8 protein-coding genes are annotated in these 13504 nt (G+C 66.6%); 7 read left to right on the top strand and 1 reads right to left on the bottom strand.

The genetic code is table 11. The annotated features are described in order from the left end of the window. Positions 1-267: 267 nt before the first annotated feature. The gene (gene hemE, locus ACSQ25_RS00700) at positions 268-1350 is read right to left on the bottom strand and encodes a uroporphyrinogen decarboxylase (RefSeq protein WP_436103810.1); all 1083 of its coding nucleotides are present in this window, start codon (positions 1348-1350) and stop codon (positions 268-270) included. Between the two features lie 90 nt (positions 1351-1440). Here hemE and ACSQ25_RS00695 point away from each other — a divergent pair, with 90 nt between their 5' ends. From ACSQ25_RS00695 to ACSQ25_RS00665, 7 genes are all read left to right on the top strand, one after another. Further along, on the top strand, positions 1441-3351 hold the full coding sequence (locus ACSQ25_RS00695; RefSeq protein WP_436103809.1) for a S9 family peptidase: 1911 nt from the start codon (positions 1441-1443) through the stop codon (positions 3349-3351). Further along, positions 3348-7469: a DEAD/DEAH box helicase gene (locus ACSQ25_RS00690; RefSeq protein ID WP_436103808.1), complete on the top strand. Its 4122-nt coding sequence runs from the start codon at positions 3348-3350 to the stop codon at positions 7467-7469. The genes ACSQ25_RS00695 and ACSQ25_RS00690 overlap by 4 nt, the downstream gene beginning before the upstream one ends. A gap of 43 nt (positions 7470-7512) precedes the next feature. Continuing rightward, on the top strand, positions 7513-7995 hold the full coding sequence (locus ACSQ25_RS00685) for a hypothetical protein (protein WP_436103807.1): 483 nt from the start codon (positions 7513-7515) through the stop codon (positions 7993-7995). 129 nt (positions 7996-8124) lie between these two features. After that, the gene (locus tag ACSQ25_RS00680; protein ID WP_436103806.1) at positions 8125-10041 is read left to right on the top strand and encodes a DUF885 domain-containing protein; all 1917 of its coding nucleotides are present in this window, start codon (positions 8125-8127) and stop codon (positions 10039-10041) included. A 288-nt stretch (positions 10042-10329) separates the two neighbouring features. After that, complete coding sequence (locus ACSQ25_RS00675; RefSeq protein WP_436103805.1) at positions 10330-12066, top strand: extracellular catalytic domain type 1 short-chain-length polyhydroxyalkanoate depolymerase; 1737 nt, start codon at positions 10330-10332, stop codon at positions 12064-12066. Between the two features lie 217 nt (positions 12067-12283). Further along, a complete protein-coding gene (locus ACSQ25_RS00670) occupies positions 12284-12574 on the top strand; it encodes a hypothetical protein (RefSeq protein ID WP_436103804.1) in 291 nt (96 codons plus the stop codon). A gap of 136 nt (positions 12575-12710) precedes the next feature. Continuing rightward, positions 12711-13502, top strand: coding sequence for a CsgG/HfaB family protein (locus ACSQ25_RS00665; RefSeq protein ID WP_436103803.1), 792 nt, complete (start codon positions 12711-12713; stop codon positions 13500-13502). The last annotated feature ends 2 nt before the right edge of the window (positions 13503-13504 follow it).

Below are 13504 nucleotides of genomic sequence, written 5' to 3'. Positions count from 1 at the left end.
CCGCGTAAACCAAGCACTTTTCCCAACTCATCCATCATCCTGTGCATAACTTTGTGAACAATGGACAGGAAGCCGGGACAATTTACATGTGGACCATCATCCCTACTGTGTATACCTACAGTTCGCCATGAAAAAAACCCTTAATAATCATTAGCTTATGTATTTTCATACTCAGCGAAGATGTCCACAGGAATAATTTTGAGGTTTGACGAACTTGTGAACAAGTGTGATTTTGCTGCGGAAATACACCCCGCAGCAGGGATCACATCAGGCGGCGCGCTGCTTGCGGCTGAAGCTGTGCACAGCCTCGACCATGGCCGTCACCGACTCCGGCGGGGTGAACTGCGAGATGCCGTGACCCAGGTTGAATACGTGGCCATGGCCGCTCGACGGCTTGCCGTAAGCGGTCAGCGAGCGCTCGACCTCGGCCTGGATCTGCTCCGGCGCGGCGAACAGGATGGCCGGATCGAGGTTGCCCTGCAAGGCCACGCGGTCGCCCACCAGCGCCCGGGCCTTGCCCAGGTTGACGGTCCAGTCCAGGCCCAGCGCATCGGCGCCGATGTCCGCCATTTCGTCCAGCCACAGGCCGCCGCCCTTGGTGAACACGATGGCCGGGATGCGGACTCCATCCTTCTCGCGCTGCAGCTGGCCGAGCACCTGGCGCATGTAATTCAGTGAGAATTCCTGGTAGGCGCCGTCGGCCAGCGCGCCGCCCCAGGAATCGAAGATCATCACGGCCTGGGCGCCGGCATCGATCTGGGCGTTCAGGTACTGGGCCACGGCGCGCGCATTGGTGTCCAGGATGTGGTGCATCAGGTCCGGGCGCTGGTACATCATCTTCTTGATGGTGTGGAATTCGCGCGAACCGCCGCCTTCGACCATGTAGCAGGCCAGGGTCCAGGGGCTGCCCGAGAAGCCGATCAGCGGCACGCGGCCGTTGATGGCGGTGCGGATCTGGGTCACCGCCTTGAAGACATAGTCGAGCGACGCCATATCCGGTACCTGCAGGGCGCGCACCTCCGCTTCCGTGCGCAGCGGACGCTCGAACTTCGGGCCCTCGCCGTCGGCGAAGTAGAGGCCCAGGCCCATCGCATCCGGCACGGTCAGGATGTCCGAGAACAGGATCGACGCATCCAGCGGGTAGCGGTCGAGCGGCTGCAGGGTGACTTCGGTGGCGAAATCCGGATTCTTTGCCAGCCCCAGGAAGGAACCGGCCTGCTGGCGCGTGGCGCGGTATTCCGGCAGGTAGCGGCCCGCCTGGCGCATCAGCCACACCGGGGTGTAGTCGGTCGGCTGGCGCAGCAGCGCACGCAGGAAGGTGTCGTTCTGAAGCGGGGCGAATTGTGGCATGGCTGGCAATGAATGCGGAGGGAAAACCTCTATTATCGCATCACCGGGGCGCCACTTATAATGCGATTTCAGTCAACGAAGGAACCCGTCATGACCAAACAGCAAGCTCCCTGCGGCACCTGGACGTCCCCGATCACCGCCTCGGTCGTCGCGGCCGGCGCCACGCCGCTGGCCTCGCTCATGCTCGACGGCGCCAGCCTGTATTGGCTGGAAGGTCGGGCCAGCGAGGCGGGGCGCTCGACGCTGGTCGGCAGCAGCGGCGAACTGACGCCGGCGCCGTTCAACGTGCGCAGCAAGGTGCATGAGTACGGCGGCGGTGCCTATGCGGTCTCCGATGGCCTGGCCTGGTTCTCCAACCATGGCGACAGCCGGCTGTACCGGGTCGAAGCCGGCGCTGAACCAGTGCCGCTCACCGCCGAAGGCAATGGCCGGCGCTATGCCGACTTCGTGGTCGATGCAGGGCACCGCCGCCTGGTCAGCGTGCGCGAGGACCACTCGGCCGGCGGCCACTATCCGGAAAACACGATTGCCGCCATCGGCTTCGACGGCAAGGAGACCGTACTGGTCGACGGCAACGACTTCTATGCGGCGCCGCGCATCTCGCCGGACGGCCGCCACCTGGCCTGGCTGTGCTGGGACCATCCGCGCATGCCCTGGGAAGGCAGCGAGCTGTGGCTGGCCGACATCCAGGAAGACGGCAGCCTGGCCAATGGCCGGCTGGTGGCGGGCGGGCCGCAGGAATCGGTCTGCCAGCCGGAATGGTCGCCGGGCGGTGTGCTGCACTTCGTGTCCGACCGCAGCGGTTGGTGGAACCTGTACCGTTTTGAACATGGCGTGGTGCAGCCGCTGTGCCCGCGCGAGGCGGAGTTCGGCGGGCCCTTGTGGACCTTTGGCGGCTCGCTGTACGGCTTCCGCTCGGACGACGAGATCGTGTGCGCCTACGTCGAGGGCGGCGTCAGCAAGCTGGCGCGCCTGCGCGGCGGCGTCCTGACCGAGGTCGCGACGCCCTATGAAGAAATCCGCGAACTGCGCGTGAATACACAGACGGTGGCGCTGCTGGGCGGTGCGCCGACCCTGGCGCTCGAACTCGCCCGCATCGACCTCGAGGGTGGTACACATGAAGTGCTGGCGCGTTCGATCGCCCAGTTGCCGCCCACGGGCTACCTGTCGATTCCGCAGTCGATCAGCTACCCGAGCGCGAACGGCCGCAGCGCCTACGCCTTCCATTATCCGCCAACCAATGCCGATTTCGCCCCGCAAGACGGCGAACTGCCGCCCCTGATCGTCATTGGCCACGGCGGCCCGACCGGCATGGCGGCCAGCACCCTGAAGCTGGCGACCCAGTTCTGGACCAGCCGCGGTTTCGCCGTGCTCGACGTGAACTATGGCGGCAGCACCGGCTTCGGCCGCGCCTACCGCGACCTGCTCAAGGGCCAGTGGGGCGTGGTCGACGTCGAGGACTGCGTGGCCGGCGCGCGCCACCTGGCGCAACAGGGCCTGGCCGATCCGGCGCGCCTGCTGGTGCGCGGCAGCAGCGCGGGCGGCCTGACGACCCTGTGCGCCCTCGCCTTCCACGACGTGTTCAAGGCCGGCGCCTGCTACTACGGCGTGTCCGACCTGGCCGGGCTGGATGCGGACTCGCACAAGTTCGAGTCGCACTACAACCAGTACCTGATCGCGCCGCCCGAGCAGGCCGAACGCGTCTACCGCGAGCGCTCGCCGATCCACCACACCGACAAGCTGAAGCGGCCGATGATCTTCTTCCAGGGCCTGGACGACATGGTGGTGCCGCCCCAGCAGTCCGAGACGATGGTCGAGGCGCTGCGCGCGCGCCAGGTGCCGGTGGCCTACATCACCCTGGAGGGCGAAGGCCACGGCTTCCGCAAGGCCGAGAGCGTGGTGAAGACGCTGGAAGCGGAGCTGGTGTTCTACCTGCGCGTTTTTAACATCCCCGTACCTGCCGGTCTGCCGGCGGTGGAGATCGAGAACCTGCCTGCATGAGTGTTTCCGAACTCGACACGGGCGAACAGGCGATCCTGTCCCTGCTGGCCCTGATCGGCGAGCCGATGGGCCGCCAGCGCATCCTCGAACACCTGATGGCGGCCGGCCTGCCGCTGCCGCCCGAACAGTGGGCGGCCGAGCTGGCGCGCCTGCGCGAGGCCGGTCTCGTCAACGACGTCGTCGGGCGCGGTTTCACGATTGCGCCTGCCGCCGTCTGGCCCGCGCTCGCACTGGCGCTGGAGAATGGCAGCTTCGACGCCCTGCGCAGCGCCTACGAACAGGTCACGCCGCTGCGCCGCGACTGGCAGGGCGCGCCCGTGCTGCGCAGCTACCGCCAGGGACTGGCCCTGCTGCGCATGGCGCTGCTGGCCGGCGAAACCGGTTCCAGCGTCACGCCGCTGCTGGCGGCCTGCCTGCGCTGCCATGAAGCCTCCTACCTGCACCCGCTGGTCGAGGTCTGCGCCCGCCCCTTCGATCCGGCCCTGCTGGACCGCATCGATCCCTCGCTGCGCGACGGCGTGCTGGCGGTGCTGGTCCAGCATGCGCAGCGCGAACCCGGGCTGGCGCCCGCGATCCGCGCCGCCGCCGAACGCCACGCGGCCCAGGGCGATCCCTCGATCGCGCTGCGCATCGCGCTCGGCGAACACTTGATCCTGTGCGGACGCCTGGACGAGGCATCGGCGCTGCTGCTCGATGTCGACGATGCCGCCGGGCTGTTCCTGCGCAGCGTGATTGCCCTGCTGCGCGACGATCCTGATGCCGCCCTGCCGGGCGTCGAAGGGGCACTCAAGCAGCTGCGCCGCGAGACCGGCAAGCGCAAGGCCATCTTCGACGGCATCGGCGCCCACCTCTACCTCGCCACCCTCCTGCGCAGCAAGCAGCCGGCACAGCTGAAGCTGGCCGATGCCTGGCTCGACATCGCTACCCGCGCGGTGCAGCGTCCCGAAACCGCCGTGGTCTTCCAGCTCAGCATGCTGCAGGAGATCAGGCGCGGCACGGTCGACGCCGCGGTGCTGGCCTCGCGCAGCTGGGAGATGGCGCTCGAGCCTTTCACCTTCCGCGCGCTGATGCACCACTGGCTCGGCCTGCCGCAACTGCAGGGCAAGCGCAAGGACATCGAGGACATGCTGGCGCAGTCGGAAGGCGCCGGCTTCGACCTGCTGTCGGCCCAGCTGGCCGCCCTGCTGGGCCAGATCGGCGGCGCCGACGCCGTCAGCCATGAAGGGCGCGCCGCCGAACTGCGCAGGGCAGGCCGCTTCACCGACCTGACCCACTGGTTCGAGCGCGAGGAACCCTGGGAACGCCAGCTCAACGCCCTCATCAACCTGCAGCCGGCCCTGAACGCCGAAGTGGTGCGCGAGTCGCGCCTGGTGTGGATGATCCGCTACGACGAGCACATGGGCGTGCGCGAGCTGGAACCACGCGAACAGAAGCGCGATGCGCAGGGCGGCTGGAGCCGCGGCCGCGCCATCGGCCTGAAGCGCCTGGCCGAAGACGCCCGCGAACTCGACTTCCTCACCGCCCAGGACGTGCAGGCCGCCGCCAGCATCGCCGGGCGGCGCTACTACGGCAGCACCGGCATCCGTTTCGAGTTCGAGCTGGACAAGGCGGTCGCCGCGCTGGTCGGCCATCCGCTGCTGTTCTGGATGGACTCGCCCGGCACGCGGGTCGAACTGCTGCCGGGCGAGCCGGAGCTGCACGTCAAGGCGCGCGGCGGCAAGGTCACGATCTCGCTGCGCCCTGCCCCGGGCGAACAGGACGGCGAGGTCATCGTCACCCGCGAAACGCCGACCCGCCTGCGCCTGGTACGCATCGGCGAGGAACACCGCCGCATCGCCGCCATCGTCGGCGATGGCCTGGAAGTGCCGCTTGATGCCGAGCGCCGCGTCCTGCGCGCGATCAGCGCGATTTCCTCGATCGTCACGGTGCAGTCGGACATCGGCGCCAGCCCGGGCGACATCGAGCAGGTGGCGGCCGATCCGCGCCTGCACCTGCACCTGCGTCCCTACCAGCAGGGCCTGAGCATGCAGGTGCTGGTGCGCCCGCTCGACAAGGGCGCCTACTATGCGCCCGGCACCGGCGCCGAAAGCGTGATCGCCGACGTGAACGGCGTGCGCACGGAAGCACGGCGCGACCTGAACGCGGAGCGCGAAGCCGAGCGCCAGCTGGTCGGTGCCTGCCATGCGCTCGAACACGGTGAATTCGAGCACGGCGAGTGGCTGCTGGGCCAGCCCCTGCTGTGCCTGGAGCTGGTGGAGGAGCTGCGCGGCCTCGACCCGGCGAAGGTAGTGGTGGCCTGGCCGGAAGGCGAGAAGTTCCGCGTGGCGAAGCGCGCGACCTCGAAATCGGTGCGCATCCAGATCCGGCGCGACCGCGACTGGTTCGCGGCCAATGGCGACATCGTCGTCGACGAGCAGCGCGTGCTCGACCTGCGCACGCTGCTCGAACGCGTACGCGAAGGGAAAAGCCGTTTTGTCGCGCTGAGCGACAACGAATACCTGGCCCTGAGCGACGAGCTGCACCGGCGTCTGATGGAGCTGGCCGACTACGGGACCATGCACGGCGACGAGCTGCGCATGCATCCGCTGGCGAGTTTTTCGCTGGCCGAACTAGCCCGCGATGCGGGTGGCGTGGAGAGCGATGCGGCCTGGCGCCGGCACCTGCAGCGCATCGCGGACAGCGAAGCTTTTACGCCGGCCCCGCCCTCCACCCTGCAGGCCGAACTGCGCGACTACCAGCGCGAGGGATTCGAATGGCTGGGACGCCTCGCGCATTGGGGCGTGGGCGCCTGCCTGGCCGACGACATGGGCCTGGGTAAAACGCTGCAGGCGCTCGCCCTGCTGCTCACGCGCGCCCCCGAGGGTCCGGCGCTGGTGATTGCGCCGACCTCGGTCTGCCTGAACTGGATCGCCGAAGCCCAGCGCTTCGCGCCGACCCTGAACCTCAAGCTGTTCGGGCCGGGCGACCGTGCAGCGATGCTGGAAGAAGCCGGCCCCTTCGACGTGGTGGTGGCGAGCTACGGCCTGCTGCAGCAGGAAGCGCCGCTGTTCGCGAAACGTCCATGGCACAGCATCGTGCTGGACGAGGCGCAGGCCATCAAGAACATGCATACCAAGCGCTCGCAGGCCGTGATGGCGCTGCAGGGGAACTTCCGCATGGCGGCCACCGGCACGCCGCTGGAAAACCACCTGGGCGAGCTGTGGAACCTGTTCAGGTTCATCAACCCCGGCCTGCTGGGCAGCGCCGACCAGTTCCAGCTGCGCTTCGCCGGCCCCATCGAAAAGGCGCAAGACAAACGTGCCGAACTCGGTGCGCGTACGCGCCTGCGCCGGCTGACGCAGCCCTTCATCCTGCGCCGCACCAAGGCGCAGGTGCTGACCGAGCTGCCACCGCGCACCGAGATCGTGGTGCCGGTCGAGCTGACCCAGGAAGAAAGCGCCCTGTACGAATCGCTGCGCCGCGATGCGCTCGACAAGCTGGCCGCGCTGGAAGCGCCGGAGAGCCAGAAATCGATCGAGATCCTGGCCGAGATGATGCGGTTGCGCCGCGCCGTCTGCAATCCGGAACTGGTGGCGCCCGGCGCCGGCATCGCCAGCAGCAAGCTGATCGCCTTCGCACGCCTGGTCGACGGCCTGCTGGAGAACCGCCACAAGGTGCTGGTGTTCAGCCAGTTCGTGGACCATCTGAGCTTGATCCGCAAGTACCTCGACGGCAAGCACGTCCCCTACCAGTACCTCGACGGCGCCACCCCGATGCAGGAACGGAAGCGCCGCGTGGATGCCTTCCAGGCCGGCGAGGGTGAGCTGTTCCTCATCAGCCTGAAGGCGGGCGGCGTCGGCATCAACCTGACCGCGGCCGACTACGTGATCCACATGGACCCGTGGTGGAATCCGGCGGTGGAAGACCAGGCCTCGGACCGCGCCCACCGCATGGGCCAGCAGCGGCCGGTGACGATCTACCGCCTGGTCGCACGCGGCACCATCGAGGAAGGCATCGTCGAACTGCACCACCGCAAGCGCGACCTGGCGGACAGCCTGTTGGAAGGAACCGAGATCGCGGCGCGCATGTCGCCCGGCGAGATGCTGGCGATGCTGAAGCAGGGCCTTGGCGCTGCATGACATTCCATGTGATCATGCCACTTTTATGGATGAGTAAAGACGCATGGAACTGGACAAAGCGGCAACGGCACCCCAAGCCCGTGTCATCGGCATCAAATCCTGGACGGCTTATGCGGGCATCCTGGTGCTGGCGGCGCTGCTGTTCTTCGTCGCGCTGCCTGCCGCCTTCCTGTGGAACGAGATCGCCGCCGCCGCGGTGCTGGCCGGGTCGGCCCTGCTGGTCGCCTACCAGTTCCTGCAGGTGCGCAGCGTGCAGCTGTACTACGACGACGTCGGCGTCTGGGTGGTCTCGGGCTTCCTGCCGTGGAAGCGCGGCGTGTCCGGCGTGAAGTGGCGCGACATGGACGAGGCCAGCTATGTCAACGGCTTCGTCAGCTGGGCGACGCGTTCGTACACGGTGCGCATCGGCCACCGCTTCACCAGGGACAGCGAGATCGTCCTGCACCACATCGCGCATGGCCGCAAGGCTGTCGAAACGGTCAACGCCATGCACCAGCAGATGCTGCGCTCGGGCGCCGTCGATTAAGTATGGGCTAAGTGTCCGAATGTTTCAGGCCGCCGCAAGCGGGCTGAATGGTGCTACTCTTCCGTGGCTCAGCCTTGCGCCTGCCGCGCAGGCGAGCGCCGACCTTTATATTTGCAGGGTTCGAACAGAATGATGAAAACAAAGATCGCGCTGGCAGTCCTGCTGGCGAGTTTCGCGCTGGCGCCGGCCAGCGCCAAGCCGAGCAAGCCTGCCAAGGGCAAGGCGAAAGCCACGAAAGTGGTCAAATCGAAAACGAAGAAAGTCAAGGCGCCGGTCAAGAAGGCTGTAAAGAAAGCTGCTGTCGCTAGCGCCGCCACGGCGGTTGCTGCGACCGCGGTCGCTGCGGCACCAGTCGCTGCGGCACCGGTCGCAAACGCCAACGAAAAGCGCCTCGACCGCCGCTTCGATTCCATGAGCATGCAGTACCTGACCGCGCTGTGGCGCGTCGACCCGGAAGGCGGCATCTACGTCGGCAAGTTCGACCAGGCCGCCAACCTGACCATCCCGGATGCCGCCACCCGCGCGAAGAAGCTGGCCTTCGCCAACGAGTGGCTCGACAAGTTCAGCAAGCTCGATACCCGGCAGCTGTCGGCGCGCCAGCGCACCGACCTGGCCCTGCTGGTGAACAAGCTGGAGAAGGACCGCTGGAACCTCAGCACCTGGCGTGAGTACGAGTGGAACCCGTCGATGTACAACATCGCCCAGCCGCTCGACCTGATCCTGAATACCGAATACGCGGCCAAACCGCAGCGCCTGCGCACCATCCTCAAGCGCCTGGCCACGGTGCCGGCCTATTACGAGGCGGCGCAGGCCTCGATCGTGAATCCGACCCGCGAGCACACCCAGCTCGCCATCGCACAGGCGCCGGGCACCATCGCGGTGCTGGCCGACCTGGGCAAGGCGGCGCAGGAATCGATCCTGAATACGCAGGAAAAAGCGATCTTCGCGCAGCGCATCGCCAACGCCGGCAGCGCGGTGCTGGCCTACGTCGACTTCCTGAGCGCGCTCGACAAGGACATGGCCAAGCCGCGCCCCTTCCGCGCCGGCAAGGAGCTGTACGAGCAGAAGTTCGCGCTCGAGATCCAGTCGTCCAGCAGTGCCGAACAGACCTTCCGCAAGGCCCTGGCCACGCGCGAAGAGCTGCTCACCCGCATGGACAGGATCTCGGACGAACTGTGGCCGCGCTACATGGAAGGCAGGGCCAAGCCGCGCGACCGCTTCCAGAAGATCGGCATGATGATCGACAAGCTCTCGAGCCGCCACGTCTCGCGCGAGAACTTCCTGCCCGAGATCCGCCGCCAGATCCCGGCCCTGCACAAGTTCGTCACCGAGAAAAACCTGCTCACGCTGGACGCCGACAAGCCGCTGGAAGTGCGCGAGACCCCGATGTACCAGCGCGGCGTGGCCGGCGCCAGCATCGACGCGCCCGGCCCCTACCGCCCGAAGGACAAGACCTACTATAACGTCACCCCGCTCGACGGTCTGAGCCCGGAACAGGCCGAGAGCAGCCTGCGCGAGTACAACGAATGGATCCTGCAGATCCTGAACATCCACGAAGCGATCCCGGGCCATTACGCGCAGCTGGTGTATGCGAACCGTTCGCCCTCGCTGGTGAAATCACTGTTCGGGAACGGCGCCATGGTCGAGGGCTGGGCGGTGTACGGCGAGCGCATGATGCTGGAAGCCGGCTATGGCGACAACGCGCCCGAGATGTGGCTGATGTACTCGAAGTGGAACCTGCGCAGCGTGACCAACACCATCCTCGACTACAGCGTCCACGTGCTCGGCATGGGCCAGCAGGAGGCGATCGACCTGCTGGTGCGCCAGGCCTTCCAGACCCGCCAGGAAGCCGACGAGAAGTGGCGCCGGGTGACGCTCACCTCGGTGCAGCTGACCAGCTACTACAGCGGCTACGAGCAGATCATGGAACTGCGCGAGCGCCGCAAGCAGCAGCTGGGCGAACGCTTCGACCTGAAGGAATTCCACGACCAGTTCCTCAGCTACGGCAACGCGCCGGTGAAGATGATTTCCGAGCTGATGCAGTGACAATGTGTTGATTTTGCACAGGCAATCGCCTGTGCAAAAGCGCACAAGCGGCGTGCTCGCGTGCCCGCTTGTGCGCAATGTCTCCAAAGCTAGAATGGACGTCTTACAAGCATAAGCCGGAGACGACCATGATTTCCCCTCCCGCGCCGGCGTCCTAGCCGCGCACTCCGCCAGGTTTTCCTCTCGTTTCACCTGTTCCACCGATTCCCGGTTGCGGCATCGGCGTGGCCCCGTCACGTCCCTGCCACGCCGGTCCCGCAGTGCCGACAAACAGAACGGAGACTTTCAATGGCATGCAAACTCAAACAGGTGGCGCTCGCCGCCTGCCTGGCCCTGGCCGTCGCGGCGCCGGCGTCCGCGCAACTCCAGGCCGGACCCGCTACCTGGAGCGCCAACCAGACCTGGGCCACCGACACCACCAACGGCGGCGCCCTCACCGGCTACTACTACTGGCCGGCGACCACGCCTGCCCTGGGCGGCAAGCGCGCGCTGGTGCTGGTGCTGCACGGCTGCGCCCAGACCGCGGCGAATGACGTGATCGCAGGGACGAGCGACGCCGGCTACAACTGGAAGGCGGCCGCCGACCAGTACGGCGCCGTGATCCTCGCACCGAACGCCACCGGCAACCTGTACGGCGCCCATTGCTGGGACTGGGCCGCCACCAACCGCAGCCGCAGCTACGGCCACAACGCGGTGCTGCTCGACCTGATCAACCGCTTCGTCAGCAACCCGCAGTATGCGATCGACCCCAAGCAGATCTACGTCACCGGCCTGTCCTCGGGCGGCGCCAAGACCATGGTGATGGGCTGCGTGGCGCCCGACATCTTCGCCGGCATCGGCATCAATGCGGGGCCGGCGCCGACCGTGTCGACCTCGCAGATCTCGACGGTCCCCTCCGGCACCACGTCCAGCAGCGTGGCCGGCAGCTGCACCAGCTGGGCCGGTACCAACACCAGCCACTTCTCGACCCAGGTCGCCGGCGTGATCTGGGGCACCAACGACTACACGGTGGCGCAGGCCTACGGCCCGCTCAACGCAGCGGCGATGCGCCAGGTCTACGGCGGCACATATACGAAGGGCGCGGCGGTCACGGTGCCGACCGGCGGCAGCAATGTGCCCTACACCGACAGCAACGGGAACACGCGGACCTCGGAAATCGTGGTCACGGGCATGGGCCACGCCTGGCCGGCCGGCACCGGTGGCCAGAACAGCAACTACGTCGACGCCACCAAGGTCAACTACCCGGCCTTCGTGATGGACTTCTGGTTCAAGAACAACCTGCGGGTGGCGCGCGCGGCGCCTCCAAGCATGAGCTCGTGCAGCGCCAGCGTGTCGGGTTCGACGGTCACGGTAAGCGGCGCCGCCACCGATGCCGGCGGCGCGATCGGCAGCTACCGCGTGGTGCTGAACGGCCCGACCCCGGTGGACGACAGCGCGGCCGGCAGCGGCGCTGGCTTCAGCAAAGCCTATGCGGCGCGCGCGGACGGTTACTACTCGGGTACGGTCACGGCCACCAACAACAGCACCGGACTGACGTCGAGCGCCTGCAGCATCGCGCAATTCCTGGTCGGGTCGGCGCCGGCGCTGCAGCCTCCTGCCGGCCTGGCGGTCGGCATGCGCACGGCGAACAGCATCGCGCTATCCTGGAATGCCTCGAACGGCGCCATCGGCTACAACCTCTATCGCAATGGCGCCAAGGTCAACGGCACGCCGCTGACGGTCACGAGCTATACCGATGGCGGCCTGGCGGCGTCGACCAGCTACACCTACCAGGTCTCGGCAACCGGCAACGGCGTGGAGAGCGCGAAGTCGGCGGGCGTCACGGGCACGACGACCTCCGGCTTTGTGTGCACCACGACGACGGCCAGCAACTACGCCCACGTGACGGCCGGGCGGGCGCACAACAGCGGTGGATACGCGCTGGCCAATGGGTCGAACCAGAACATGGGGCTGAACAATACGTTCTATTCCACGACGCTGGCGCAGACTTCGAGCGGCTACTACGTCATCGGGAATTGCCCGTAAGCGCAGCGCGGCATGCACCAGCCTGAATGCCGTCCAGCCTGGCCTGGACGGCATTTTTCAATCACTGGAACAATCACTGGATTCAGGGGTCGAACGCATGCAGTGCGTTGGAACAATCCTCGGCGACGCCGTTGGGGAGGTGCTTATGCGGTACCCATGTCACCTTTGTAATGCGACCGGCGTGCGGCCAACGCTGGGAGGCAGCACGGCAACCTGCATGCTGTGCGGCGGTACAGGTTACGTCGAGGAAGCAGATCCTGCCCCTCACGGCAGCGCGCTTTCCCCGGAAATCCTGGTGTCCCTGCTGTGCGGAGCTGCTGCTGCATATCTTGCCTATCGCGACGGCTCGATGTCGCTCAGCGAAGCATGGGGCGTCGCCATCGTCGTCGCCATCGTGGTCCAGCTCACCATCGCGAAATTGATTGCCCGGGTAATGGCATTTGCCATCCGGGTAGGGATGGTCATTGGCTTGATTGCGGCGCTCGCCTACTGCAGCACACAGCCTTAGCCGAACGACATAAGGGATCGCTCCGGCCTTGTCTTGGGTCGTCGGCGCCGGACAGGCCGCTTGAGGAAGGATAAGCTGCACTGAAGCACTGTTCGTAGCATTGGTGTCCTGCCCATCCGACCACAAGGACACCTGCATGAAAGCGCTTCTCCTGCTGCTTGCCTCGCTCTCCGCCACCGGCTGCGCCACCGCGCCCAGCATCGGCGCCTCCGGCGCTAAGACCGTCGCCACCGGTTCGGTCGGCGGCACGACAGCGCTCGATGCCAACAGCCGGCTCGAGCGCTGTGACAAGAGCCTCGGCACGCTGTCCATCGTCGAGGAAGCGAACCAGCCCTGGCTGAACCAGTTCACCGCCGAATACCGCATGCAGAGCACGGTGCCGTTGCTGCGCATGATCATCCAGCAGTCGAACTGCTTCGTCATCGTCGAGCGCGGTCAAGCCTTCCGCAACATGCAGGGCGAGCGCGCCCTGATGGAGTCGGGAGAACTGCGCAAGACCAGCAATATCGGCAAGGGCATGATGGCGGCAGCCGACTACAGCATGACGCCCTCGATCACCTTCAGCCAGAAAGGCACAGGCGGCTTGGGTGGCCTGGTGGGCGGCAAGATCGGCGTCGTGGCCTCGCTGATCGGCGGCTCGATGAAATCGAACGAGGCCTCGACCATGCTGCTGCTGACGGACAACCGCTCGGGCGTCCAGCTTGCGGCGGCCGAGGGCAGCGCCCAGAAATGGGACTTCGGCATGCTGGCCGGCTTCTTCAAGGGCGGACTGGCGGGCGCGCACGGCTTCAGCAACTCACCTCAGGGTAAGGTGCTGGCCGCCTCCTTCATGGATTCGTACAACCAGATGGTGAAGGCGGTCAGGGCCTACAAGGCCCAGTCGGTCGAAGGGGGACTCGGGAACGGCGGCGTCCTGAGGTCGAACTAGCG

It is taken from the genome of Massilia sp. LjRoot122 (assembly GCF_964252725.1).
Lineage (GTDB): Bacteria > Pseudomonadota > Gammaproteobacteria > Burkholderiales > Burkholderiaceae_D > Telluria.
Note: the sequence above shows the minus strand (reverse complement) of the source record. Positions and strands in the feature narration are given on the sequence as shown.

Excerpts from the sequence above, each read along its gene's own strand:
- ACSQ25_RS00680 (WP_436103806.1), top strand. The coding sequence starts at position 8,125 with ATGATGAAAACAAAGATCGCGCTGGCAGTCCTGCTGGCGAGTTTCGCG.
- ACSQ25_RS00675 (WP_436103805.1), top strand. The coding sequence starts at position 10,330 with ATGGCATGCAAACTCAAACAGGTGGCGCTCGCCGCCTGCCTGGCCCTG.
- ACSQ25_RS00670 (WP_436103804.1), top strand. The coding sequence starts at position 12,284 with ATGCTGTGCGGCGGTACAGGTTACGTCGAGGAAGCAGATCCTGCCCCT.
- hemE (WP_436103810.1), bottom strand. The coding sequence starts at position 1,350 with ATGCCACAATTCGCCCCGCTTCAGAACGACACCTTCCTGCGTGCGCTG.
- ACSQ25_RS00690 (WP_436103808.1), top strand. The coding sequence starts at position 3,348 with ATGAGTGTTTCCGAACTCGACACGGGCGAACAGGCGATCCTGTCCCTG.
- ACSQ25_RS00665 (WP_436103803.1), top strand. The coding sequence starts at position 12,711 with ATGAAAGCGCTTCTCCTGCTGCTTGCCTCGCTCTCCGCCACCGGCTGC.
- ACSQ25_RS00685 (WP_436103807.1), top strand. The coding sequence starts at position 7,513 with ATGGAACTGGACAAAGCGGCAACGGCACCCCAAGCCCGTGTCATCGGC.
- ACSQ25_RS00695 (WP_436103809.1), top strand. The coding sequence starts at position 1,441 with ATGACCAAACAGCAAGCTCCCTGCGGCACCTGGACGTCCCCGATCACC.